At 68.1% G+C, this 24,176-nt stretch carries 21 protein-coding genes; 15 read left to right on the plus strand and 6 right to left on the minus strand.

The window, feature by feature from the left end; genetic code table 11:
- Positions 1-196 (plus strand): hypothetical protein (locus ACIG87_RS21540; protein WP_396852657.1); only part of this gene is annotated, 196 nt, incomplete at its 5' end.
- A gap of 113 nt (positions 197-309) precedes the next feature.
- Here the strand turns inward: ACIG87_RS21540 and ACIG87_RS21545 are convergent.
- Complete coding sequence (locus ACIG87_RS21545) at positions 310-459, minus strand: hypothetical protein (RefSeq protein WP_396852658.1); 150 nt, start codon at positions 457-459, stop codon at positions 310-312.
- Positions 460-732: 273 nt separating this feature from the next.
- Here ACIG87_RS21545 and ACIG87_RS21550 point away from each other — a divergent pair, with 273 nt between their 5' ends.
- Positions 733-2,778, plus strand: coding sequence for a hypothetical protein (locus ACIG87_RS21550; protein ID WP_396852660.1), 2,046 nt, complete (start codon positions 733-735; stop codon positions 2,776-2,778).
- A gap of 321 nt (positions 2,779-3,099) precedes the next feature.
- Positions 3,100-3,420, plus strand: a complete 321-nt coding sequence (locus ACIG87_RS21555; RefSeq protein ID WP_396852662.1) for a DUF5713 family protein — start codon at positions 3,100-3,102, stop codon at positions 3,418-3,420.
- A gap of 773 nt (positions 3,421-4,193) precedes the next feature.
- Here the strand turns inward: ACIG87_RS21555 and ACIG87_RS21560 are convergent.
- On the minus strand, positions 4,194-5,042 hold the full coding sequence (locus ACIG87_RS21560) for a helix-turn-helix transcriptional regulator (protein WP_396852663.1): 849 nt from the start codon (positions 5,040-5,042) through the stop codon (positions 4,194-4,196).
- A 129-nt stretch (positions 5,043-5,171) separates the two neighbouring features.
- Here ACIG87_RS21560 and ACIG87_RS21565 point away from each other — a divergent pair, with 129 nt between their 5' ends.
- Together ACIG87_RS21565 and ACIG87_RS21570 are read left to right on the plus strand one after the other, a co-directional pair.
- Positions 5,172-6,158 carry an aldo/keto reductase gene (locus ACIG87_RS21565; protein WP_396852664.1) on the plus strand — a complete coding sequence of 329 codons (987 nt, stop codon included), beginning with the start codon at positions 5,172-5,174 and terminating at the stop codon, positions 6,156-6,158.
- Between the two features lie 452 nt (positions 6,159-6,610).
- Positions 6,611-7,468, plus strand: a complete 858-nt coding sequence (locus tag ACIG87_RS21570) for a MurR/RpiR family transcriptional regulator (RefSeq protein WP_396852665.1) — start codon at positions 6,611-6,613, stop codon at positions 7,466-7,468.
- A gap of 60 nt (positions 7,469-7,528) precedes the next feature.
- Here ACIG87_RS21570 and ACIG87_RS21575 read toward each other — a convergent pair whose 3' ends face one another.
- On the minus strand, positions 7,529-8,575 hold the full coding sequence (locus tag ACIG87_RS21575; protein WP_396852667.1) for an NADP-dependent oxidoreductase: 1,047 nt from the start codon (positions 8,573-8,575) through the stop codon (positions 7,529-7,531).
- Between the two features lie 198 nt (positions 8,576-8,773).
- Here ACIG87_RS21575 and hutH point away from each other — a divergent pair, with 198 nt between their 5' ends.
- From hutH to ACIG87_RS21610, 7 genes are all read left to right on the plus strand, one after another.
- Positions 8,774-10,303, plus strand: a complete 1,530-nt coding sequence (gene hutH, locus ACIG87_RS21580) for a histidine ammonia-lyase (RefSeq protein WP_396852668.1) — start codon at positions 8,774-8,776, stop codon at positions 10,301-10,303.
- Positions 10,304-10,889: 586 nt separating this feature from the next.
- A complete protein-coding gene (locus tag ACIG87_RS21585; RefSeq protein ID WP_396852670.1) occupies positions 10,890-11,807 on the plus strand; it encodes an ABC transporter substrate-binding protein in 918 nt (305 codons plus the stop codon).
- Positions 11,808-12,152: 345 nt separating this feature from the next.
- Positions 12,153-12,947, plus strand: coding sequence for an amino acid ABC transporter permease (locus tag ACIG87_RS21590; protein ID WP_396852671.1), 795 nt, complete (start codon positions 12,153-12,155; stop codon positions 12,945-12,947).
- Positions 12,944-13,711 (plus strand): amino acid ABC transporter ATP-binding protein, encoded by a 768-nt coding sequence (locus ACIG87_RS21595; protein ID WP_396852673.1) that lies wholly within the window; start codon positions 12,944-12,946, stop codon positions 13,709-13,711. Before ACIG87_RS21590 ends, ACIG87_RS21595 begins: the two co-directional genes overlap by 4 nt.
- 8 nt (positions 13,712-13,719) lie before the next feature.
- Positions 13,720-14,493 (plus strand): alpha/beta fold hydrolase, encoded by a 774-nt coding sequence (locus ACIG87_RS21600; RefSeq protein WP_396852674.1) that lies wholly within the window; start codon positions 13,720-13,722, stop codon positions 14,491-14,493.
- Between the two features lie 259 nt (positions 14,494-14,752).
- Positions 14,753-15,964 (plus strand): allantoate amidohydrolase, encoded by a 1,212-nt coding sequence (locus tag ACIG87_RS21605; protein ID WP_396852676.1) that lies wholly within the window; start codon positions 14,753-14,755, stop codon positions 15,962-15,964.
- On the plus strand, positions 15,961-17,247 hold the full coding sequence (locus ACIG87_RS21610) for a formimidoylglutamate deiminase (RefSeq protein ID WP_396852678.1): 1,287 nt from the start codon (positions 15,961-15,963) through the stop codon (positions 17,245-17,247). Before ACIG87_RS21605 ends, ACIG87_RS21610 begins: the two co-directional genes overlap by 4 nt.
- Before the next feature lie 55 nt (positions 17,248-17,302).
- On the opposite strand, the gene ACIG87_RS21615 is transcribed toward ACIG87_RS21610, so the two are convergent.
- From ACIG87_RS21615 to ACIG87_RS21625, 3 genes are all read right to left on the minus strand, one after another.
- Entirely contained in the window at positions 17,303-17,926 is a 624-nt protein-coding gene (locus ACIG87_RS21615) for a HutD family protein (RefSeq protein WP_396852679.1), read from the minus strand.
- Positions 17,923-18,807 (minus strand): alpha/beta fold hydrolase, encoded by an 885-nt coding sequence (locus ACIG87_RS21620; protein WP_396852681.1) that lies wholly within the window; start codon positions 18,805-18,807, stop codon positions 17,923-17,925. Before ACIG87_RS21620 ends, ACIG87_RS21615 begins: the two co-directional genes overlap by 4 nt.
- A 61-nt stretch (positions 18,808-18,868) precedes the next feature.
- On the minus strand, positions 18,869-20,854 hold the full coding sequence (locus ACIG87_RS21625; protein WP_396852682.1) for a flavin-containing monooxygenase: 1,986 nt from the start codon (positions 20,852-20,854) through the stop codon (positions 18,869-18,871).
- 210 nt (positions 20,855-21,064) lie between these two features.
- Here ACIG87_RS21625 and ACIG87_RS21630 point away from each other — a divergent pair, with 210 nt between their 5' ends.
- Genes ACIG87_RS21630 through hutI form a run of 3 tightly spaced genes read left to right on the plus strand, consistent with a single transcriptional unit; the run spans position 21,065 to position 24,085 of the window.
- Positions 21,065-21,466, plus strand: a complete 402-nt coding sequence (locus ACIG87_RS21630) for a nuclear transport factor 2 family protein (protein ID WP_396852683.1) — start codon at positions 21,065-21,067, stop codon at positions 21,464-21,466.
- Between the two features lie 54 nt (positions 21,467-21,520).
- A complete protein-coding gene (locus tag ACIG87_RS21635; RefSeq protein ID WP_396852685.1) occupies positions 21,521-22,825 on the plus strand; it encodes an NAD(P)/FAD-dependent oxidoreductase in 1,305 nt (434 codons plus the stop codon).
- 12 nt (positions 22,826-22,837) lie between these two features.
- Positions 22,838-24,085: an imidazolonepropionase gene (hutI, locus tag ACIG87_RS21640; protein WP_396852687.1), complete on the plus strand. Its 1,248-nt coding sequence runs from the start codon at positions 22,838-22,840 to the stop codon at positions 24,083-24,085.
- Positions 24,086-24,176 lie beyond the last annotated feature (91 nt).

Consider the following 24,176-nt stretch of genomic DNA (forward strand, 5'->3'; position numbering starts at 1 on the left):
ACATGGGACTCTCGACAAGCCCTATTTTCCCAGATCAGAAGGCACTTCTTCGTTCTCAGCCCAGTCCGTGGGCAGCCCTTACCGAAGGGCCGAGGTTAACGCTCGCCGTCTTCTCCACCTGGTCGAAATCGAAACCATCGACGCACTGTCGCGCGATGACACCCGTGAGAGGAGCCGGGGTGACCAGCAGCGCTGAGGCGGAACGGGAGTCGGGACCTTGGCAGGCGTGGTTAGCAAGCACGACACCTTCACCCGCAAGGTACTCATGGCCGCCGACGACTTGTCGGCGGCCATGAGTACCCGTCGGGATCAGACGGCGTCTTCGCCGTTGCGTTTCGCATTGCGCCTGCGGCTACGACGGCGTGCAACCATGGCCGCCGCCAGCCCGGCCATGATCAGCGCTGTCGGCAAGTTCTCGATGATGCCGTCCAGTGCCGCGCCGGAAAGCTCGTTGATCATCGGCGTGTCCTCCTTCTACCCTTCCGGACCTGACGAAAATTCTCGCGCCCGGATCAGGCCGGCAGACACGCTGCGTTACGGGAGGCGCCAACATGGACTGTCCCGGACAGGATTGGTGCGTTCGGCCGCCGGTGGGTTACGGCCCGGGGCGCCACGGTACATTCCGGTACACCGATAACCTGAGGAAGCGTTCAATTCGACCACCACATCGAAGGTCACTACGCTGGATCGCGCCTGCCACCCGGCGGGTGAGCCTTGACCTTCAGGGGTGGCATGGCGGCGCTGAGTCGTGCTCCTGGCTTGACCGGAGGATTGAAGCAGCTCAACCATGAGCTGCACCGCCTTCATGCCCGCGCCGGATGGCCATCGGTCCGCGACATCGCACGCGCCTGCGACTGCGGTCCGAACCTCGTCAAGAACGTCTTCTCGATGCCCCAGATCCCCAACTTGCCGCGACTGTTCAAGATCGTCGAGTTCCTTGCCAAGCTTGACCGCAAGGCCGATCCAGACGCGTTGTGCGACCGTTTCGACGCCCTGTGGCAAGCCGCCATGGCGGAGCAGGTACCGGATCTCTTCCCGGTGACGAGCACTGACAGTGATGACGACGAAGGCTTCGATCCCCCTGCGGCTGGGGCCAGGCCCAGCCCGCCCGGCCCGGCCGGGCCAGCTGGCGGAGGAGTGGGCACACCTCCCACCGTCGGCGAGCCGGCGGCACCGTCCTCTGATGACGGTGTCGTGCACGACTCCATCCCGGACGCGCCTCGAGACGAGTGGCGAGCACTTTTTGTCGGCGTCGACAGCTATCTGACAACCGGCACTACGCCAGTCGTTCGTCGCGACCTGACGCCAGCTAGGCAGCTCTCCGACATCTTCCATGATTCCGGTGACGGAACTTCGTCGACAACCAACGAGCTTCTGTTGAATCCCAGTCGGGCGCGCCTTTGGTCGTCGTTCGTCGAGGCGGCCTCCCAGACGCGGGAGACACTGGTCATTTATTACACCGGTCACGGGATACGCGATGCCCGAACGTCCGAGGTCTACCTGGCCGCCGCTGACACCACCACCACCGCTGACGGGTTCACGGTCGACGCTATCAGTGTGCGAGATTTCCGGTACCTACTCGCATTGAGTCCAGTTAAGCAACTAGTCTTGATCGTCGATGTGTGCTTCGGAAACAGTTCGGAACGAGGAACGATTGTGCTGCCGACTCGGCCGTCCCCGGAGGAGCCCTACAACCTCCGTTCGGATTCTGCGCAGCGCAGGACTTTTGTCTTGGCGAATAGTGCCGAAGAGGGCCCGAACCTCTCCGCGTTCTCGTCCGGGCTGGTGCAGATTTTGGCAACGGGCAGCGGTAAGACCATGGCATTCCTCCATACCCAACTGGCGATGCGAGCCGAGACGCAGCATCGGCACGCGCTGCGTACGGTTCACCTCAACGACGGCGACCAGATTCGACTGGACGGACTGCTGCGCGACCGAGGACCGACCCGGTATTCCGTCTGGCATGTCGATGACCGGCTGAAGTTGACCCGCACGGCTGCTCCACTGGTTGCTGCCTCGGTTAACGATCTAGCTGTAGTCGATCGAACCGGTCAGGGGATTTTGGTAGGTACCGAAGGCGCTCGCCGAACCATTCGTCTTTGGAACCCGCGCGACAATAGCCCCACGCCCGACTCAGGCGCCGCCTCGGAAGTGCCGACACACCGTGTCGAAGCCCTAACGCTGGCTGCAGTCGCCGACGGTCGTATTGTGATGCTCGCGACCGGCAGCGATGGCACGCCCTTATGGTGGAGCTGGGGTCCGGGCAACGGGATTGCCGCGACGCCGACAGCCAACACCTCGCCGCTTACCGCGATTGCCGCAGCCGTACTACCTGACAGACGCGCCGTCCTTTGCGCGATCAGCGACGGTAAGACCATACTTAGCTGGGCCCTGCATGACGGAGTAAGTCAGCATCCAAGCCGGCTGCAGTTGGACGAGCACGCTAGTTCGATGACAGTAGTGTTCACGTCAGAGGAGCGAGCGTCGCTAGTCATCGGCCACTCAACGGGCAGGCTCGTCGTGCGGGACCTTGACAGCGGTCAGTTGTTGGCGGCCTTGGACACCGGGCAGCGAGGAGCAGTCAAGGCGGTCGCCGCTGGCTCGACACCTGACGGTCGAACCATTGTGGCGACGGCTGATGAGACCGGCACCGTTCAATTCTGGGATCTAACGAGTCATGCAGCGATCGGCGAGCCGATCCAGCATGCCAGCGATAAGGTGATCCTTACCGGGATATCGGATGCTGACGGGGTGCGATTCGCCGTCGACACGCGGTAGGCGAGTGGGTCGGGCGGCGCAGACCGCCTGGGCTTCGTTGTAATTGGAGAGGAACGGCTCACTCGTCCATGCTGCCAGAGCGACCACAGGCCGCTCCCCAATTCGGAGGCACCTGAACCAACACGACCATGCCGCCCTTGCCACGCACCCGCAGGACTCAGTGGTCGTGTTCCGAAGGCTCACGGCTGGCAGGGTGAAGCGTGTCGCGAGAGGCGTTGTGTGCTGCGCCTTCAGCAGGGCCGAAAATGTCGGCAGCGTGTCGCATGATCGACCGGTAAATCCGCGAAGGGATCTTCGACTGTGTCGCTTACGAACCAGCAGGTGGCCGAGTACGCCTTCCTGTACGAGCTGTACGAGGACGGGTACTTCCCGGACCACGTCGTCGACAAGGGCCGAGCGATCCTGCTGCGGTTGTGCGAGCAGATCGAGGCGGAGCAGCCGAAGGACTTGGCAGCCCTCTACACACTCACCGACGCCGCGACCGACGAGTTCAACCTGCTCGAGGCGGAGTTCGACGCGGCCGGCAGCGAGATCGAGACGGTCGCGCGTGAAGCGATCGGAGAGGACTTTTGGTTCGTCGCGACGAGCTACGGGTTCACCGGCGCCGACGGCGAGCGACTTATCGCCAACCGGGAATGGTGACTCGACCAGGCGGAACAGGTAGCTGACCCAGGCGCTTGCGGCCCACCAGATGGAATCACCGATGCCGGACCGCGTCGGCTCGTGGGTGCTCTACAGGTGCTCGGACGTCCCCGCATCAGTCGGATTTACCACGCCGTCCCCGGATTCGGGCCCTCGTTGGACGATCACCGCAACATCACGCCACGCAGGTTGGGCGCGGACCAGCGCGAGCACGCCCGGACGACGCCTGTGGAGTCCGGGCCGTCGACACCGCACGGCACTTAGCGCGCTCTTGTCAGCTTCTGGGCACTTTTAATCCTTAGGTTCTGGGTTCGAGTCCCAGGCGGCCCACTCTGACCAGCTCTCCCAGGCTGTGCCCGTGGCGGGCGTCGTACAGCGGCAAAGTACAGCAACGGGCCGTCAGCCCAACGCCGCGCCGCGCCCACCCGGGCTCATCTCACAACCGTCCAACTGCGGCAGGACGACTGGCTAAGGAGTGGGCCGACAGCGGCCCGGACATGTCGTTCGACCTGGCCCCGCACGGTTCGGGCGCGGTATTGATGGCGGCGCCACCACCATGACCACTGCAAAATATGATCTTGGTGGCGGACCGTGGTGATCAGGTGTGCCATGAGACGTCGGACCTCGCCGTGGGCAGGGACCACGTCGAGGGTGCACGGTCGGGCGAGCGGCTTGTTCGTGCTGGCGCTGCGGGCGTGGCCAGCGAGAGCGGTGATCCGGTCGTCGTCGGGGTCGGTCACAGCTCCGATGGGCGTGGGGCACCGCGGGCACTGTCAGTGGGGCACGCTGGCCGGGAACTCCTCGACCCCCAGCACGCGCAGCAGCTCGAGTTTCTCCCGGGCCTCGGCGTCGGCCGGGGTCAGCACCAGCAGCTGCTGGCCGAGGTCGGGGGTGACCAGGGTTTCGCAGTCCATCGTGATGCGGCCCACGCGCGGGTGCATGAACGTCTTACGGTCGACCCGGCGCACCGCCACCTCGTGCTCGGCCCACAGCCGCCGGAAGTCGTCGCTCGCTGCCCGCAACCGTTCGATCAGGCCGGTCACGGCCGGGTCGCCGGCCCGCCGGCCGGCCACCGCGCGCAGGTCGGCGACCTGCTGGCGGGCGTGCCGCTGCCATTCCTCGGGGCCGTGGAGGTCGCGGATGGCCGGGTCGGTGAAGTAGCGGTAGGCGACGTAGCGGCGGTCGCCGGTCAGCCCGGTGTGGTCGCCGGTGAGCAGGATCGACATGCGGTTCTGCGCCAGGACCTCGCCGAGGTCGGACAGGACCATGGCGGGGGTGTCGCCCACCAGGTCGAGCAGGCGGACCAGGCCGGCCCGGGCCAGGCGGGCGATGCCGTCGGCGGGCGGCGGCTGGTGGCCGGCCAGGTGGAACAGGTGGCTTCGCTCGTCGTCGGTCAGGCGCAGGGCCCGGGCCAGGGCGCCGAGCAGCTGGGTCGACGGCTGGCTGCTGCGGCCCTGCTCGAGGCGGACGACGTAGTCGACGGACATGCCGGCGAGCATGGCGACCTCCTCACGGCGCAGGCCGGCGGTGCGGCGGCGGGGGCCGTCGGCGATGCCGACCTCGGCGGGGCGGATGGCCTCGCGCCGGCGGCGCAGGAAGTCGGCGAGCTGCTCACGCTGCATGCCTCCATGCTGCCCCGGGGACTGGGCACCGGGCCAGGGAGTGGCGCTCCCACGATAAGCGCTCCGCTGTCGGCGGGCCGGAGAGCGGCGCAGGGTGGAGCCGAGATCGACCGACGAGGGAGAGTTTCGATGCAGACACGCACTCTGGGCAACACGGGCCCCACGGTTTCCGCGGTGGGGCTGGGGGCGATGAGCATGTCGGGGGCGTACGGCCCGGCCGATCGCGGGGAGAGCATCGCCACCGTGCGGGCCGCGCTGGACGCGGGGGTCACGCTTGTCGACACCGGCGACTTCTACGGCACGGGGCACAACGAGCTGCTGCTGTCGGAGGCGTTGCGGGGACGCGACCGGGACAGCTATCTGCTGAGTGTGAAGTTCGGGCAGCAGGTGTGGCCGGGCATGCGGTTCGCCGGTCAGGACTGCCGCCCGGATTCGGTGCGGAACTTCCTGAACTACTCGCTGACCCGGCTCGGCGTCGACCACGTGGACATCTACCGGCCGGCCCGGCTCGACCGGTCGGTGCCGATCGAGGACACGATCGGCGCGATCAAGGAGATGATCGACGCCGGTTACGTACGGTATGTGGGGCTCTCCGAGGTCGACGCGGAGACCGTCCGGCGGGCGCACGCCGTACATCCGGTTGCTGATCTTCAGATTGAGTATTCGCTGCTGTCGCGGGCGGTCGAGGCCGACGTGCTGCCCACGCTGCGGGAGCTGGGCATCGGGCTGACCGCGTACGGGGTGCTGAGCCGTGGCCTGCTCTCGGGGAACTGGGTGCCGGGGCGGGCGGACGATCCCCGTAACCATGCTCCCCGCTTCTCCGCCGAGAACGCGTCGCACAACCTCGCCCTGGTGGAGGCGTTGCGCCGGGTCGCCGACGCGAAGGGGTGCACGGTGGCGCAGCTGGCGATCGCGTGGGTGGCGGCGCAGGACCCGTCCATTGTTCCGCTGGTCGGTGCGCGTACCCGGCAGCGGCTGGCCGAGGCGTTGCCGGCGCTGGACGTGAAGCTGTCGGCCGATGATCTCGAAGAGATCGAGGCGGCCGTGCCGAAGGGTGCCGCGCGCGGTGACCGTTACCCGTCGGCGTTCATGTCGAGCCTCGGCGTCGGTAACTAGCGGCCGAGCAGGCCGCGGTTGCAGCCCTTGGCAACCGCGGCCGCGGTCGCCGACGTCGAGTTTCGCGTAGATGTTGATCAGGTGGGTCTTGACGGTGGCCTCGGCGGTGAGCAGCCTGGTGGCGGTGTCGCGGTTGGTGTGGCCGCCGACGGCGACCCGGACCCGCCGCCCGCTGGATTGTTTCCATGCCGATAACTGATAGCATGCATGGAGCTATGCGGTTTGGCTCGGCGGGTCGACTGTCGACCACAGCCTGAGACTAGCGCCTCCGGGAGGAAGGGTGAGAGATGGGTATGACCCACGCCACTCTGCCCCTTCAGCCCGCGCCCAGTCCAGAACCTCGCGCGACTTGACATCGCCCGCATGGCCCGCCCGGGAAGAGCCGACTTCCCCACCGGCGAGGCGTCGCACCCGCCCGCCTGTTTGGTGATCTGTGCTAGGAGATGCTTGAGATGACCGCCACCGCAACTTCGGCGTCGATAGACGTCTACGATCGCTTGACTGGCGCTCGACTGTCTCCAGCGCAACGACGTATCGCGCGCTACGTGATCGACCACCGTGATGCTGCGGCATTCCTGACCAGCGAGAGCATCGCGCGGCAGGTCGGCGTCAGCCAGCCGTCGGTCTCGCGGTTCGCGGCTGCGCTGGGTTACGCCAAGTTCTCCGACTTCAAGCGAGCGCTCCAGAAGTGGGCCCGCTCCGAGATGTCGACCGTTTCGTCCTCCGGCGAGAGCGCGAGCCCTTTGGCCGAGGCGATCGGGACCGAGGTCGCCAACCTCCAGTGGCTCGGCCAGTCGGCCACCCTCGAAGACCAGATTGCTCGGGTCGGGGCCGCCCTCATGTCCTCGCAGCAGCTGCCGGTCATCGGGCTGCGAATCTCGCGTTCGTTCGCCCACCACTTCGCCTATCTGGGCGCCAAGGTGCACCCGTACATCTCCGTGATCGACCGCGGCGACACCCAGGCCAAGGAGAGCCTCGCTCGCGCGACGGCCCAGGGGGCCACCTGGTGCCTGGCGTTCATCCTCCCGCGCTATCCGAGGGAGGCCTGCGACCTGGTGCGTTACGCGAGACAGATCGGGCTCAAGGTCGCGGTTCTCAGTGACGAGTCGTTTGCGACAGTCGGGCACGAGACCGATGAACTCATCACCGTCAGGTTCGGGAGCGGGTTGCTCTTCGACACGTCCGCGTCGATGAACATCGCCTCGTCCGCGCTCCTGCACGCCATGGCCGACTCCAACCCCGGGGCCTCACAGGACGGGCTCGAGCGCTTTGAGCGCCATGCCACCGATCTCTCGGTCTTCGAGGAGTGAGCTCCATCCGTCACGGCGTGACCAGGTGAGGTGGTCGTCCTGGTGCCGCAGCCAGCGACGTCACCGGATGGGTGGGGCGGGGCGCGTGGGGTCGTCGGCGACCTTGACGATGAGTTTCCCGAAGTTCTTCCCCTTCAGGAGGCCGAAGAACGCGTCAGGGGCGTTCTCCAGCCCGTCGACGAAATCCTCCCGGTACTTGATCCGACCGTCAGAAAGCCACGCCGACATGTCGCGCTGGAAGTCGGGGTAGTAGGTCGAGATGAAGTCTCGCTGCGTGAAGCCGCGGACGACGAGTCGCTTGATGTTGATCGCGCTCATGAGCTGCGGGAGCCGGTCGGGCCCCGTCGGCGCGGACGTCTCGTTGTACTGGGAGATCAGGCCGCAGACGGGCACCCGTGCGAAATCGTTGAGGTGAGCGAGGACGGCGTCCCACACGGCGCCGCCGACATTCTCGAAGTAGATGTCGATTCCGTCCGGAACGGCCTCGCCCAGTTCGTCCCTGAAGTTGGGTGAACGATGGTCGAGGGCCACGTCGAAGCCCAGCTCGCGTAGCCAGGCCACCTTGCTCGCGCCGCCCGCGATGCCGACCGTACGGGCACCCTGGATCTTGGCGATCTGACCGACGACGGACCCGACGGCCCCCGTCGCGGCCGCCACCACGAGCGTCTCGCCCGCGCGGACGCGGCCGATCTCGGCAAGCCCGACGTACGCGGCGAAACCGGGCATGCCGAGCACCCCGAGCGCGGTGGAGATGGGCGCACTGGCCGGGTCGACCCTGCGCAGGGGACGACTGTCCTGCACGGCGTGGGTCTGCCAGCCGGAGTGCGCGAGGACGATGTCCCCGGGGCTGAAGGACGGTGACGCCGACTCGAGAACCTCGCAGACGGTCCCGCCTTCCATCACCTCGCCGACCTCCACCGGCTTAGCGTAGGAACGCGACGCGTCCATCCGGCCCCGCATGTACGGGTCCAGCGAGAGGTAGATCGTCCTCAGCAGCACCTGGCCGTCGCCGACGGCCGGGAGCTCGCGCGTCTCGAGGCGAAGGTTCGCGCGGACGGGCTCACCGACGGGTCGGGAGGCGAGGACGACGGCTCGGGACTGGGTCACCCGGGCACCATAACTGGAGGTTGCCCCCACTGCATAGCTAGGGATACGGTGCCCGAGGCACTTGAATGATTTTCTACAGCCAGGGCAAGGTCCTCGCTCGACGTCGAGGGCCCGGCCGCCGGGCGACCCGTCGCCCCCGCCGCCGGTCGACCGTCGGAGGCGAGCCTCAAGAGATCAGCTACAGGAGGATTGATCACCGTGGGCACCATCACGATCACCGGCGAGCATGTGAGCCTCGAGGCGCTTCGTCCCGTATTCCGGGGTCCTGTCCGGGTGGCGCTCGCCCCGCAGGCGGTGCAGAACCTCCGACGCGCACACCAGGTGATCCTGGACGCGATCGGTCGAGGAGATGTGGTCTACGGGGTGAACACCGGCTTCGGGAAGCTGGCGGACCGGCGGATCTCGCCCTCGGACCTCGTGGAGCTGCAACGCCGGTCGGTGCTGTCCCACATGGTCGGGGTGGGTGACCCGCTTCCCGACGAGACGGTCCGCGCCATCATGGTCATCAAGCTCATCGGCCTTGCGCGCGGGCACTCCGGGATCCGCGTCGAGACCGCCGAGATGCTCGTGAACATGATCAACGCGGACGTACTGCCGGTCATCCCCACGCAGGGCTCCGTCGGCGCCTCAGGAGACCTGGCTCCGCTGGCGCACCTCGCCGGCGCGCTGATGGGCGAGGGCCGCGTACGCATCAACGGCGTCACCCACAACGCTGTGGAGGGGCTCGCGAAGGCCGGACTCGCCCCCGTGGAACTGGGCCCCAAGGAGGCGGTGGCGCTCCTGAACGGCGTCCAGGCATCCACCGCCATCGCCCTGCGCGGACTCTTCGGCGCCGAGGCCGTGTTCAACGCCGGCCTGGCCGCAGGTGCGCTGACGCTGGAGGCGACGGCGGGCCGACAGGTCGTCCTCGACGACCGCATCCAGCAGATCCGCGGGCACGCCGGCCAGATCCGGGTCGCGGGCCTCCTGCGCCGCCTGGTCGCCGACAGTTCGGTCCTCGACGTGGAGTTCGAGGGACGCCGCCTCCAGGACCCCTACTGCCTGCGCTGCCAGCCGCAGGTGATGGGTGCGGCGCTGGATCTTCTGACGTTCGCCGCGCACACCATCCAGCAGGAAGTCAACGCGGTCTCCGACAACCCACTGATGTTCCCCGACGACGATGTCATCCTGTCGGGCGGGAACTTCCACGGTCAGCCCATCGCCTACGCGGCGGACATCATCGCGCTCGCGGTCTGCGAGATCGGCTCGATCTCCGAACGCCGCCAGGCAATGCTCATGGACGCCTCCATGAGCGGATTGGCCCCGTTCCTGGTCGGCAACGCGGGTCTGAACTCGGGGTTCATCATGGCTCAGGTCACCAGCGCCGCGCTCGTCGCGGAGAACCGCGCCAAGGCGACCCCGAACAGCGTCGACAGCATTCCGACCTCGGCCGGCCAGGAAGACCACGTCAGCATGGCGACCCATGCCTCCGTACGCCTCGGCCCCATGGTCCGCAACGCGGCGTACATCGTCGCGATCGAGCTGTTGTGCGCCGCCCAGGGCCTGGACCTGCGCAACGGCGGGGCTGCGGCACCGGCGAACCGCCCCACCTACGACCTTGTCCGCACCAAAGCCGAGTTCCTCCAGGACGACCGCATCATGGCAGGGGAGATGGAGGCCGTGGCTGCGGAGGTCCTGGACGGGGTGTTCCTCGAGATCGTCGGTGGTCCGCTGGAGGGGATCGTCTGACCCGCGGTTCTCCGCCGCCGGTCGGCTCCGATTCGCTGCGGATCGCCGCCCGCTGCCGAAACTGCGCGCCGAATCGCGTCGCGTGTCCCGTTCTTCCGCTGCCCGGTGAACCGGCCGATGCGCCATTCGGTGGCGCGAGATGATTGCGCGACATCCGCCCCGGAGAGTACGACCGCAGCCATCTGGAAGATCACACCGATTCCCCACGTGCGCGGCTACCATCCCTATGGGGATCACCTGTCGGAATCAACGGGACCACACCGGTCGGACAAGCTCGCCGGACAGACTTCGTGCGCATCGTGCCCACCGCGCCCGGGTTGACACGAACCGCGCGTCAGGGCGGAGACAGTAGCAGTTTACCCGACACATCTCACCCGTCACAGATGGCACCTGACCGGTCACCCGGCGGGCTTCCGGAAGGGCGGCCCGGAGACGGTTGTGTTACACCTGCGTTCCATTCCCAGATTGCATACACGAGGGGGTTGCCGTGCTGCATGGAAGGGGATACCGTTCCGCCAGTGCTGAATGATTTCTTTCACACTTAGCCTCCAGCCCCCAGGAGCCAACGATGTCGAGAAGCCGTGCAGTGACCGCCGCCCTCTCCCTGCTTGCCGCCACCGCGCTCCTCCTGAGCGGTTGCGGGGCGGAGGAGGCCACGTCGAAGGACAGCACTCTGCTCGTCCCGGAACTGAATGAACTCCTGCCGCAGAAGGTGCGCGACTCGGGCACCTTCACAGTCGGCACCGATCCGCAGTACCCGCCGTGCGACTTCACCAACGATTCCGGAAAGATCGACGGCTTCAACCATGACATCCTGATGGCGATGGCGCCGCGCCTCGGCGTCGAGATCCGCCAGGAGGCGATCTCCTTCGACGGCCTGCTTCCCGGGGTGCAGAGCGGTCGGTTTGATGCGGCGATGGAGTGCATCACCGACAACGTGGAGCGGCAGAAGACGGTGCAGTTCGTCGACTACGCCTACGCCACCAAGAGCGTCATCACGACCTCCGAGAGCAAGCAGAACATCACGAGCAACCCGCTGACCACCTGCGGGCTGAAGGCAGGCGTCCAGACAGGAACCGAGTTCGTCCAGGACGCCGAGCTGTTCTCGAAGAACTGTGAGTCCGAGGGCAAGGGCGCGCTGCAGATCACCAACTTCCCGACCGCCGGCGACCAGAACACCGCACTGCAGTCCGGCCGGATCGACTTCGCCTTCACCAACACGGCGACCGGGGTGTGGCAGGCAAAGGCCAGCGACGGCCAATTCAAGATCATCCCGAGCCCGCTCCTGTCGCGTACCTACGTCGGCATCGTGGTGGGCCTTGAAGCCGACAACACCGCCAAGGCCCTGCTCGGCGCGCTCGAGGCAATCGTCAAGGACGGCACCTACGACAAGATCATGTCGGAGTGGGAGCTCAAGGACATCGCATTGGACAAGCCCGGCATCAACCTGGCCACGGAGCGCCCCCTCGAGGTGCCGAAGACCTGCGGGTCGTGCGGCGTCTGACCTGGCCACGCGCCGACATCAGCGTCGCCCCGAGCCTCTCGACGAGCTTTTGATGCCTCGTCGTGGAATCGCGGAACGCAGGGTCTGGTGCGGCGCGGACATCCACGCCGCACCAGGGCCTGCGGTCGAACTGACTCGAGTGCGAACCCTGACGTCCACGCTGACCGCTTGTCGCGAGCACACGAGGAGCATCGGCCTCGGAAATCAACCAGGCCTCTCGGATCATCGCCAGCGAGAAACAGGAGAAGGTGCAACGTGACACCACCGGCAGCCGATGCCGTAGTGCGAGATCCTTTCGCGAAGCCCCGGCCACGCAGACATCCAAGCTACTGGATCAGCGGCCTCGTGGCGATTGCGATCCTGGGCTTCCTCCTCTACGGACTCGTGACCAACGAGAACCTGGAATGGGATGTCGTAGGCGCCTACCTCTTCGCCGATCCCATCCTGGAGGGCTTGTGGATGACGATCAAGCTCTCGTTGGCCGCCCAGTTCATCGCGGTGCTGATCGGTTGCATGCTCGCCCTTCTCGGTGAGTCCCGGAATCCCGTCTTCCGCACCTTCGTCAAGGCGTACGTCGGATTGTTCCGAGGTCTGCCACTCCTTGTTCTCCTACTGATCTGCTTCAACGCGGCACTCTTCGTCCCGCGGATCGGGATCGGCGGAGCCAGTTGGGAGACGAACACCCTCATCACCGGTTTCACCGCCGCCGTGATCGGCCTCTCCCTGCATGAGGGCGCCTTCATGGTCGAGATCATCCGAGCGGGCTTTCTGTCGGTGCATCCCGGTCAGCGGGAGGCGGCCCAGGTCCTGGGAATGAAGCGCAGCCTCGCTATGCGGACCATCGTCATCCCGCAGTCGATCAGGGTCATCATTCCGCCGACAGGCAACCAGTTCATCAGCCTCCTCAAGGCGAGCTCGCTCGTCGCAGTCATCGGCGGAGGCGACCTCCTCACCCGCGCCCAGCAGATCTACGGCTCCAACTTCAAGGTCATCCCGCTCCTCGTGGTGGTCAGCTTCTGGTACCTGACCATCGTGATGCTGGCGACCCTGGGTCAGCACTTCCTCGAGAAGAAGTACTCCCTGTCCGCAGGACCACAGAGGAAGTTCCTCAAATCTCGAGTCGAGGAGGCGGCGAAGTGAACCAGCAGCCACTTGTGACCATCCGGGACGTGCGGAAGCGTTTCGGCGAGGTAGAGGTGCTCAAAGGCATCGACCTCGACGTCATGCACGGAGAGGTGTTGTGTCTGATCGGACCGTCGGGTTCGGGAAAGAGTACGCTGCTTCGTTGCGTGAACGTCCTTGAGCAGATCGATGCCGGCTACATCCGGGTAGAGAGCGAATTCGCGGGCGCGACGGTCAGGAACGGCGAGCTCCACGAGCCCAGCGAGGCCGAGATCGCAAGGTACCGCCAGCGCATCGGCATGGTCTTCCAGCACTTCAACCTCTTCTCCCACCTGACCGCCCTCGAGAACGTGACCATCGGGCTCACCAAGGTCCGGGGATTCCCCAAAAGCGAGGCGGTCGCCCGCGCGCGGGCGAACCTGTCCGAGGTCGGACTGGAGCACCTGCAGCACTCGTACCCGCGTCATCTCTCCGGTGGGCAGCAGCAACGTGTCGCCATCGCCCGCGCGCTGGCCATGGAGCCGAAGCTCATGCTGTTCGACGAGCCGACGAGCGCCCTGGATCCCGAGCTCGTCGGGGAGGTGCTGTCGGTGATGCGTCGGGTGGCCGAACGCGGGATGACCATGATCGTGGTGACCCACGAGATGCGGTTCGCGCGGGACGTCGCCGATCGGGTGGCCTTCATGGACCAGGGACGGATCGCCGAGATCGGCGACGCCAAGAAGCTGATTGATTCACCGACGTCCGACCGCACGAAGTACTTCCTGAACCACGTGAAGTGAGAGTCGCCATGGTCAAGCTTCAGATCGCGGTCAACGAGCCACGCGGCGCAACGGATGCTCCGTGCCTGGTCCTCGGCCACTCCATGGGTACGTCATCCGACCTCTGGGCCGACGCGGTCCCATTGCTCGCACCGCACTTCCGTGTCATCATCTGGGACCTTCCCGGGCACGGCGCATCGCCCGTCGCCGACGGCGGGTTCACGATCAGCGACCTGTCCGACGCGGTGGTCGATCAGCTCGAGGCACGGGGGGTCTCCACGTTCTCGTACGCGGGCGTCTCCATCGGTGGCACCGTGGGGATGGACCTGGCCCTGCGTCATGCCGAGAGGATCGACGGAGTAGCGGTCATCTCCGCCGGGGCCAACGTCGACGCGCCAGCGGACTGGGCTGAACGCGCCACCCTGGTGCGCTCGCAGGGGACTGAGGCGCTGGCGGCGGGATCGTTGCAGCGCTGGTTCGCGCCGGCGACCCGGGAGCACCACGGCGAGCGAGCGGCAGCGATGGTCGAGGCACTTCGTCGCGTCGACGACCGGAGCTACTCGTGGGCGTGCGAGGCGCTGGCCGCCTATGACGTCTCCGCCGACCTGCCACGGATCGACGGTCGCGTTCTCGCGTTGTGGGGCGAGCACGACCAGCTCGCCCCCGAACGCAAGTCGGCAGAACTCGCCCGAGGGGTTCCGCGCGGCGCTGTCCAGTGTGTTCCTGGCGCGGCGCATGCCGCACCCCTCGAGCAGCCCGCGATCGTCTCGGGCCTGCTGGTCGACTTCTTCCGTGATCTGTGAGCGCTTCCCGCGGGTGACGCCACGTTCGACGGCGGCGGACCGTACCGCTCTGCCACCCGGGCCGGTGCGGTCAGGTCGTGGCGCCGAAGGGGGCAAGATGTAGCACTCGCCTGTTGCAGGACCCGAGATGCCACTGAGGACCTTCGTCCTCCGATAGAAACGACGTTGACAGAACTCATGCCCAGTACAGCCTTCCATGACCACATCGCTATCGGCCGGCGGCGACCAGTGACGCGCGTCGACGCAAGGAGCGTGCGCCGTGTCGGTTCGTGACAGATTGGCCGAGATCAGCACGATCGGCCGGGACGACAGCCGCGGCGGCTATTCGCGCCACCTGCTGGACCCGGCGGAGGTGGCGCTGCGCGGCTGGTTCAGAAACTCAGCAGAGGCGCTGGGTCTTCCCGTCGAGGTGGACGGGAACGGGAACCTGTGGGCATGGTGGGGTGAGTCCCGGAGCGGAGCCGTCGCGACCGGCAGTCACCTGGACTCCGTCCCTGGTGGAGGCGCGTTCGACGGACCTCTCGGTGTGGTGAGCGCACTCGAGGCGGTCGCGATCCTCAAGGCTGAAGGCTGGTCTCCCACCCGACCGGTCGCCGTGTGCGCGTTCGCGGAGGAAGAAGGCTCCCGCTTCGGCATGCCGTGCCTGGGCTCTCGCCTGATGGTCGGTGAGATCACGCCGCAGGACGCACTCGCCCGGGTCGACCGCAGTGGTGTCACCCTCGACAAGGCGTGGCGGGAGGCGGGCCTGGAGGTCTCCGCCATCGGCCCGGACCCCGACCGACTCGCTGGCCTCGACATGTTCCTCGAGCTTCACGTCGAGCAGGGCCTCGACCTGGAGGAGCGCGGTCTCCCCCTCGCGGTCGGCTCGGCGATCATGGCCCACGGCAGGTGGCGGCTCTCGATCCTCGGGGAGGGCAACCATGCCGGGACCACGCCGATGCGGGGACGCCGCGACCCGGTGGTCGCCGCCTCGTCGGCCGCTCTCGCAGTCCGTGAGATCGCGCTGGAGCGACCGGCCGCTCGGGGCACCGTCGGCCGCATATCGGTCACCCCGAACGGCACGAACGTCATCGCCTCGCGGGTGGACGCCTGGCTCGACATCCGGGCTCATTCGGACTCGGAGGTGCGCTCGCAGCTGGACGCCACGGTAGCGCTCATCGAGGAACGGATCGCGGCCGAGGGCTGTGTTCTTCAGGTCCACGAGGAGTCGTTCTCGCCGTTGGTCCTCTTCGACGAGACGCTCACGGCGAGGATCGCCGGTCTTCTCGGCGGCGTGCCGGCGATACCGACAGGCGCCGGCCACGACGCGGGTGTCCTCTCCGCCTACGTCCCCACCGCGATGATCTTCGTCCGGAATCCGACCGGCGTCTCGCACGCCCCGCAGGAGACCGCCCGTGCGGAGGACTGCGAGGCCGGAGCGCGTGCGCTCGCCAACGTTCTCCGGGACCTCGCCGGCGAGGCCCCCGGATGAACAGCGAACGGCAGCGCTTCCACTGCGAGGTCGCGCTCGTCGAGGGACGCCTGGTCGAGCGGGTGCGGGTCGAGGCGGTGGACGGCGTGGTCGTCGGACTCGTCGCAGGCGTGTCGCCGCAGCCCGACGACGTCACGCTCGGAACGGTCGTGCCGGGATTCGCAAACGCCCACTCCCATGCGTTTCATCGGGAGTTGCGCGGTCGTACGCACGCCGACGGAGGTGACTTCTGGCAGTGGCGGCACCGGATGTACGACGTCGCCAACCGCCTGACGCCGGACAGCTACCACGTCCTCGCGGAACGGGTCTTCGCGGAGATGCGCGACGCGGGCTACACGGCGGTCGGTGAGTTCCACTACCTGCACCACCAGCCTGACGGAACGCCGTACGGCGGTCACGAGATGGAACTGGCGCTGGCGGCGGCGGCGACCTCCGCCGGCGTCCGGCTGGCACTTCTGGACACCTGCTACCTGTCGGGGGGCGTCAACGAGCCGCTCGGCACGCAGCAGCGGCGGTTCGGCGACGGGGACGCCCATCGCTGGTTGGACCGCTGGCACCGGCTGCGCGACGCGCTTTCCGGACAGGGTGACGACCTCGTCACCCTGGGGGCCGCCATCCACTCGGTCCGGGCCGTCTCGCGGTCCGACCTCACCGTGATCGCCGACGGCCTCCCCCCGGACGTGCCGCTGCACGCCCACGTGTCCGAGCAGCCCGCGGAGAACCAGGCGTGCCTCGATGCCCACGGCCTGACCCCGGTCGGGCTGCTCGCGGATCACGGACTGGTGTCGTCGCGGTTCTCCGCAGTGCACGCGACGCACCTGACCACCGGCGACATCGGCCTGCTCGGGAACGCCGGCGCGACGATCGTGATGTGTCCCACGACCGAAGCCGATCTCGGCGACGGGATCGGCCCTGCCCCCGAACTCCGGGACGCGGGGGCACGCCTCGCCATCGGTTCGGACCAGCACGTGGTGATCGATCCGTTGGAGGAGCTCAGCCGGCTGGAGTTCGACCAGCGCCTGCGGCTGCGACGGCGCGGGATCTTCGCACCGGACACGCTCTGGGCGGCGGGCACCGTCGGCGGGTACGAATCCCTCGGCCTGTCGCGGCATCCTGGTTCTCCCCCGGGACTGCGCGTGGGCGAACACTGGGACGCGGTCGAGATCCAGACGACGTCGGCGAGAGTCCGAGGTGTCGACCCGTGGCAGTTGCCACTCGCGGCACGTGCCTGTGACGTGCGGGCGACCATCGTCGGCGGTCGACTGACACGTCCCGTCCGCTGAGCCTGCCCTGGCTGACCACCGTGGACGGCGAGCCGTCCCCGGTCTCAGGCTGAGGTCACCGGACCGCGAGCCACCGCCGAACCCCCAGCCCGTCGAGGGCGGACGCCGGTCGCCAGACGTCGAACCTGCTGGTCCTACGGCCAGCGGTGAGGGCGATCACCACGGCGGCCGTCGGGAACTCCAGCCCTGGATACCGGCAGGGCAGCAGTTCAGCGGGGTCGGAGTCGCCGGCGTCGACCATGAGGTTGACGGCACGGCACGGCGTCGCCAGCCGGAGCAGCACCGTCTCGGAGTCACCGGCGAACGAGAACGGCGTGGCAGCGGCGACGCGGTGGATCTCACCGTCCACCCGCAGCTCGACCGAGCTGTCGATCGGAACGAAGGTGCGGGTGATCCCCGGCAGCCGTGAGAACGGGCCCGGCCCGGTCAGGTCGGCGATGCTCAGTCGCCAGGGCGGCCGGTCGGGGGCCAGCCCCTGGCTCTCGTGACAGGACACCACCTCGCGGGTGACACCCGCACCCGTCGCCCAGGGAACCGGCCGGAGCTGGCGGAACCGGCGCAGCGGGGCCGGCACCTCGCCGTCGCCGGAAGGCCCGCCCGCCGGGGTGTCTGCGCTCCCCCGACCGAGATCCCCGCGTACGCGACCGGCTCCGTGGCGGGCCGTCGAGCGCCGCGTCACCCATCCGTCCTGGGCACGGCGTGTTCCTGCGGCGCGGCGTCACTCTCGAGCTCCCCCAGGATCGTCAGGAGAAGGGTCGCCGTCGCCCCGGGGTCGCTGATGTTGGGCGAGTGCTTCGCATCGATCTCGTAGACCCTGCAGTTGGCGGCGTGCGCGGCGATCCTGTGCGCCCAGTCCGGCTCGACAAGATCGTCCTGGCGTCCGCTCACCAGCGCCAGCGGCGTCCGGACCGTCCGGAGGCTCTGCGGGTAGTCGTCGGGGGACCTCGGCGCGACCTCGAACGGGGTGGCGAGCCCGGCGGCAGCGACGGCGCGGTAGTGACCTGGGTTGCGCGCGTCACGTAGCCGAAGCTCGACGTGGTCGTCGATCGCCGGGAACTGACCGGTGAGCAGGCCGACGATCCGCAGCATGTCCGTACGGGAGCCGTCGAAGTGCGACAGCGCGGCCAACGCCTCCTTGGTGCGGTACGGGCCACCCGTTCCCGCGATCGACACGGCCGCGCTCATCCGCCACGAGAACCAGGGCAGGGTCGCCGCCCGCAGGGCCATCGCGCCGCCGAAGGAGTTCCCGACGAGATGGGCGGGGCGGTCCTGCAGCCCGAGCGCGTCGAGCAGCGCCGCTACCTGGCGGAGTCGGAACTCGTACGGTGCGACGTCGAGCTGCACCAGCTTGCTGGAGGCCCCGTAGCCGTAGAGGTCCGGTGCGAGCACCCGGTAGCGCTCCGCCAGGGTGGGGATCACGTTGCTCCAGCTGGCCTCGGCCGATCCACCCCATGCCCCGTCGTGCAGCAGCACCAGTGGGGGCGCGGACGGGGAACCCGCCGACAGGAAGCTCGTCACGAGCCCGCCGATGCTGGTCTGGTCTCGTGTGATTGCCGACATCTCGGTGTCTCCTGCCGAACGGCGCATGCTGCCAAGGGTCATCAGGGATCGATCCGGCGGTCTAGTCGAGGAACTCGTGGTCGGACTCGACGACCGACTCGGTGATCTCCCAGTACTCCACGTTGGTGTACGGCCAGATCTGGGACACCCGTCCATGCCGGTTCTGGTACCAGGTGTTCACATACGGCTGGCCCCATGCCATCCGCCGGTTGCCCTGGTCGACCCACTCGACGAAACGGTCGAGCGCTTCCCCGCGTACGTCGATCGCGCTCACGCCCCGGCGGAGAACCTCGTGAATCGCCTTGAGTGCGTACTCGACCGCACGCTCCAGCATGAAGTGCAGGCTGCCCGCGACCACGCCACCCACGTTGGGGCCGTAGATCAGGAAGAAGTTGGGGAACCCGGGGACCATGACGCCGTTGTGGGCGCGTGCGTCGCCGTCCCAGAACTCGTGGATCTCCAGTCCGTTCCGTCCCAGGACTTCGACCTCGTCGAGATAGTCCGACGGCTTGAAGCCCGTCGCGTACACGATGACGTCCACCTCGTGCAGGAGTCCGTCGTTGTCGACGATCCCGTCCTCGGTGAACCGCTCGATCCCGGAGGTCACGAGCGTCGTCTTCTCGTCGAGCAGCGCGGCGGCCCACACCTCGTTGTCCCGCAGCATGCGTTTCGCACCGGGCGGGTACGTGGGGACGACGTGCCGGAGGACCTCCGGGGCGTCCTGGAACTGGGCTTCGAGTCGGGCGACGAGGTACTGCCTCAGCTCGTGGTTCTTGGCGGAGACGCTGAACGGCGCACCGGGCCAGTCCGCTTCCGCGGTGACGGTGTGGGTCCGACCGGGGATGCCCGTGAGCACCACCCAGAGGCGGTACCACTGCGCATAGTGCGGAACCTTCCGCACGAGCCAGTTGAACGCGTCCGTCATCGGGTGGTGGTAGTTCGGTGCGGGCAGCATCCACGGCGCGCTGCGTTGGAAGACGGTGAGGGCGGCCACGTCCCCGACGATGGCGGGCACGATCTGGTACGCGCTCGCGCCGGTGCCGATGACGGCGACCCGCTTGCCCGTCAGGTCGACGTCGTGATTCCACTCCTGCGAGTGCATCGTCGTTCCGCGGAACAGGTTCCGGCCTTCGAACTCCGGGATGTTCGGCCTGTCGAGCTGGCCCACCGCGCCGACCACGGCGGCGAACCGGCGTACCTGCTCGCTGCCGTTCGGCCCGCGGGTGGTCGCCTCCCAGAACCTGCCGTCGTCGTCCCAGCGCAGCCGGAGGAGTCGGGTCGAGAACTCGATCCGGTCGGTGATGCCGGCGCGATCGGCCACGTCGCGGAGGTAGTCGAGGATCTCTCCGCCCTGCGCGAACTGGTGCGGCCAATCCCCACGCTGCGCGAACGAGTAGGAGTACCCGAAAGTGGGAGTATCGAGGCGAACCCCCGGATAGGTGTTCTTCGCCCAGGTACCTCCCACGGAGGTACCGGCCTCGATCAGGGTGAACGGCACCTCCGCCTGGGCGAATCGGTGCGCGGCGGCGATCCCCGCGACACCCGCGCCGATGATGAGGGTGGGGAACTCCCGCCCCTTCGCGACGTCCCCGAACGTCCAGGACGGCCGACCGCCCTTGTCGGCGGCGAGGTCGAGTTCGTGGGTCAGCATCCGATGCCACTCGTCTCGACCGCCGCTGAGGTAGTCGAGGATCTCCCGAACCGTCTCGTCCGGGAGCACGTCGACCGTGACGATCCCCTTCTCGCGCAGGACGGTCAGCGCAGAGAGGGCGACGGCAACGGCCTTCTCCCGCTGATCGTCCGACATCCCCCCGTGCGGGTGCGGCTGCGTGTCCATCGGCGTCAGCGGCGGTCGGAGGTCCGGGTGCAGGATCGACGTGTCGCCGAGGGCTGCCGCCAGCGCAGCGAGCAGGACGGGCAGTTCCGAGTCTGCGGACACCTGCCTGAGGAACACGTCGTCCTCGACGATCGCTTCGGACTGCGCGACCGGGTAGAGGTCGTCGAACCGGTGGAACTCGTCAGCATCAGGTTCGGGAGTCGGTGTCATTCGGGTTGCTACCCCCCTCGTCTGTGGGTCTGGCGAGCGGACGTCGGTGCGGCTGCACAGTGTCGGAGCTGGCCATATCCCGCTCGAATAATACTATGCCGAAGGAGCCATCTCGCATAGAGTTGTGCCGGACCGGGGTGAACGGCCGGCCGCGACGTCGGCGGCACCGCGGCCGGGCGGTTCCGTCCCAACGAGAGCGAGGAAGATCAAGTGAGCGTTTCGGCTGAGGTCGTCAAGGCATGGCTGGAGGAGTTCGGGCGGGTCTGGCGCGAAGGCGACGTGGCGGGGGCGGCGGCCATCATGACCGAGGACGCCAGCTACCGGAACAGCCCCTTGCTGGAGCAGCCCTTCGTCGGTCACGACGCCATCGCCGGGTTCTGGGAGGCCGCGCTCGTCGGCGTCTCCGACGTCGACTTCCGCTACGGGACGCCGGTGATCGAGGGAGACCGGGTGGGTGTCGAATGGTGGGCCATCCTCCGCTCGGGCGGGGAGGAGTACACCCTCGCGGGCAACTTCCTGCTGACCTTCGCCGGGGACCGGGTTGCCGACCTGCGCGAGTCGTTCGTCAAGCAGAAGGGTGCTCTTCAGCCTCACGCCGGTTGGGGCCTCTGAGTCCCCGCCGTCGACGATCGCCGAGCGCCGCGTTGATCCAGACTGTGAGGGAACATGGGAACCGAGGTAGAGAACCGCGCTGACGTGCTGATCATCGGGGCCGGGGTGATCGGTGCCAGTGCCGCCTTCGCGCTGGCGAAGGCGGGCCACGACGTGCTCGTGGTCGATCGCAACAGCGGGGTCGGAGACGGTTCGACCGGGTCGTCGGCAGGCATCATCCGCGTCCACGCGAGCGACGCGCAGAGCTCGGCGCTCGCTGCCGACGCCCTGGCGGTGTGGAACAACTGGCGGGACTTCCTCGGTGCCGACGGCAGCGAGGAGGTCACCCGCTTCGTACGGTGTGGCTCGCTGATCCTCGACGCCGGGACCGGGTTCACCGACCGGGCCGCAGCGGCGATGAGAGCCGCCGAGGTCTCGTTCGAGGAGTGGTCGCTGGACGACATGACCAGCCACTTCCCGTACTTCGACTTCCACCGGTTCGGGCCACCCCGACCCGTGGACGACGACGAGTTCTGGTCGGAGCCGACAGAGTTGCTGCCCGGCGCTCTCTACACCGCGCAGTCGGGGTACGTCGGTGACCCGACCCTCGCGGCGGTCAATCTGATGCACGCGGCCCGGAGAGCGGGTGCCCGCTTGCGGCGATCGACCGCTGTCGCGCGGATCGATCTCGACGGTGGCCGCGTCACGGGGGCGACGCTGGCCGACGGGAGCAGGTTGCGGGCCGGGGCCGTTCTCGTCGCCGCCGGGCCGCACTCCGACGCCCTTGTCGGCGCGATCGGCGGAACCTCCGACTTCCGGATCCGCACCCGGCGGATCCGGGAGGAGCTGGTCCACGTGCCCGCGCCCGCCGAACTGAACCTCGCGCTTCAGGGCGTACACCTCGTGGACGGCGACCTCAACATCAACTTTCGTCCGGAGCTGGGCAACGCGTTCCTCGGCGGTAGTAACGGTGATCTCGCCGAGGAGCAGACAGTCATCGAGGACCCCGACGAGTTCAACCCCCTGGTGACGGCCGACGTCTGGGAACGCACCACGCTGCGGCTGGCCCGGCGCATCCCGGCGCTGGGCGTCCCCCGTGCCCGGTCCGGCGTCGTCGGGCTGTACGACGCGGCCGAGGACTGGCTGCCGATCTACGACCGGACCTGCTTCGACGGGCTGTTCGTCGCGATGGCGACCTCAGGCACCCAGTTCAAGACGGCGCCGATCGTGGGTGAGCTACTTCGTCATGTCGTGGAGACAGAGCTGGGCGGTCGCGACCACACCGCAGAACCGTTCATCGCCCCGACCAGTGGGCGCAGCTATTCGACCGCGCAGTTCTCCCGGTTGCGCGATCCGCGCAAGGGCCAGCTTCGGGGATGAGGGGCCGGTGAGATGCGGGACAACCAGAGGCACCGGGACGTGACCGCGCCACCGGAAGCCGTCGTCTTCGACGGCATCTCGGAGTTGACCACGAACGACGAGGCCAACGGCGGGCGGGTCCGCGATGCGGCGCTGGTCGTCGAAGGAGATCGGATCGTGTGGGTCGGGCCGTCCCGTGCGGCACCCCCGGCCGACCGGCGGGTGGACCTGGCCGGGCGGGCGGTGCTCCCGGGTTGGGTCGATTCCCACACCCATCTGGTCTTCGCCGGGGACCGGACCGCGGAGTTCGAGGCAAGGATGGCCGGCGAGCCGTACACGGCGGGCGGTATCAACGTGACGGTCCAGGCCACGCGGGCGGCGAGCGACACGGATCTCGAGGCGAATGTCGCGCGGCTCGTAGCGGAGGCACGCCGTGGCGGGACCACGACCATCGAGACGAAGACCGGGTACGGCCTGACGCTGGCCGACGAGGTACGGGCGGCCCGGCTGGCCGGTCGGCACGTGGACGCGGTGACGTTCCTCGGCGCACACGTCGTGCCTGCCGGCGCGGACCCGGACGAGTACGTCGCGCTCGTCGCCGGTCCGATGCTCGACGCCGTCGCTCCCTTCGTGACGGCGGTGGACGTCTTCTGCGAGGTCGGCGCCTTCGACGAGACGGCGACGCGCCGGATCCTCGACATGGCCGGTGCGCGGGGTCTGGCGTGTCGCCTACACGGCAACCAGCTCGGGCACGGGCCGGGGGCACAGCTTGCCGTCGAGTACGGCGCCCTCAGCGTGGATCACCTCGGCTTCCTGACCGACGACGACGTCACGGCCCTGGCCTCCTCCTGGGCGGACGGGAGGCGAGGCACGGTCGCGACGGTCCTTCCGGCCTGCGACCTCTCCACCCGGATGCCGCTCGCGCCTGCCCGGCGTCTCCTGGACGCCGGCGTGGTCGTCGCGATCGCCTCGAACTGCAACCCCGGGACGTCCTTCACCACCTCGATGGCGTTCTCCGTCGCCACCGCCGTGCTCCAGATGCGTCTCACCATCCAGGAGGCGGTCCGCGCGGCGACGCTGGGCGGGGCGATCGCGTTGGGAATGGACGAGGAGGGATGGCTCGATCCGAGGGGCGTGGCGCAGCCGGCCGTCGGGGTGGTCGGTCCGGGCCGCCGGGCGGACCTCCAGGTGCTGGACGCCCCCTCGGTCGCCCACCTCGCCTACCGTCCCGGGGTTCCGCTCACCAGCGCCGTGTGGCGGGCCGGCATCCGCCAGGTCTGACTTCCCGCCCGCCGAGACAGTTCTGCTCCCGCCTGCGGCCCGTCGCCGTCACGGGGACCACCAGCATTCACCCACCCCTCACCCTGACTGG

The sequence above is a fragment of the Micromonospora sp. NPDC051925 genome, from assembly GCF_044548625.1.
Lineage (GTDB): Bacteria > Actinomycetota > Actinomycetes > Mycobacteriales > Micromonosporaceae > Micromonospora.

Bases quoted from the DNA above. Each gene is read 5' to 3' on its own strand.
- ACIG87_RS21545 (WP_396852658.1), bottom strand. From the start codon at position 459: ATGATCAACGAGCTTTCCGGCGCGGCACTGGACGGCATCATCGAGAAC.
- ACIG87_RS21550 (WP_396852660.1), top strand. From the start codon at position 733: ATGGCGGCGCTGAGTCGTGCTCCTGGCTTGACCGGAGGATTGAAGCAG.
- ACIG87_RS21560 (WP_396852663.1), bottom strand. From the start codon at position 5,042: ATGCAGCGTGAGCAGCTCGCCGACTTCCTGCGCCGCCGGCGCGAGGCC.
- ACIG87_RS21565 (WP_396852664.1), top strand. From the start codon at position 5,172: ATGCAGACACGCACTCTGGGCAACACGGGCCCCACGGTTTCCGCGGTG.
- ACIG87_RS21570 (WP_396852665.1), top strand. From the start codon at position 6,611: ATGACCGCCACCGCAACTTCGGCGTCGATAGACGTCTACGATCGCTTG.
- ACIG87_RS21600 (WP_396852674.1), top strand. From the start codon at position 13,720: ATGGTCAAGCTTCAGATCGCGGTCAACGAGCCACGCGGCGCAACGGAT.
- ACIG87_RS21610 (WP_396852678.1), top strand. From the start codon at position 15,961: ATGAACAGCGAACGGCAGCGCTTCCACTGCGAGGTCGCGCTCGTCGAG.
- ACIG87_RS21620 (WP_396852681.1), bottom strand. From the start codon at position 18,807: ATGTCGGCAATCACACGAGACCAGACCAGCATCGGCGGGCTCGTGACG.
- ACIG87_RS21625 (WP_396852682.1), bottom strand. From the start codon at position 20,854: ATGACACCGACTCCCGAACCTGATGCTGACGAGTTCCACCGGTTCGAC.
- ACIG87_RS21635 (WP_396852685.1), top strand. From the start codon at position 21,521: ATGGGAACCGAGGTAGAGAACCGCGCTGACGTGCTGATCATCGGGGCC.
- hutI (WP_396852687.1), top strand. From the start codon at position 22,838: ATGCGGGACAACCAGAGGCACCGGGACGTGACCGCGCCACCGGAAGCC.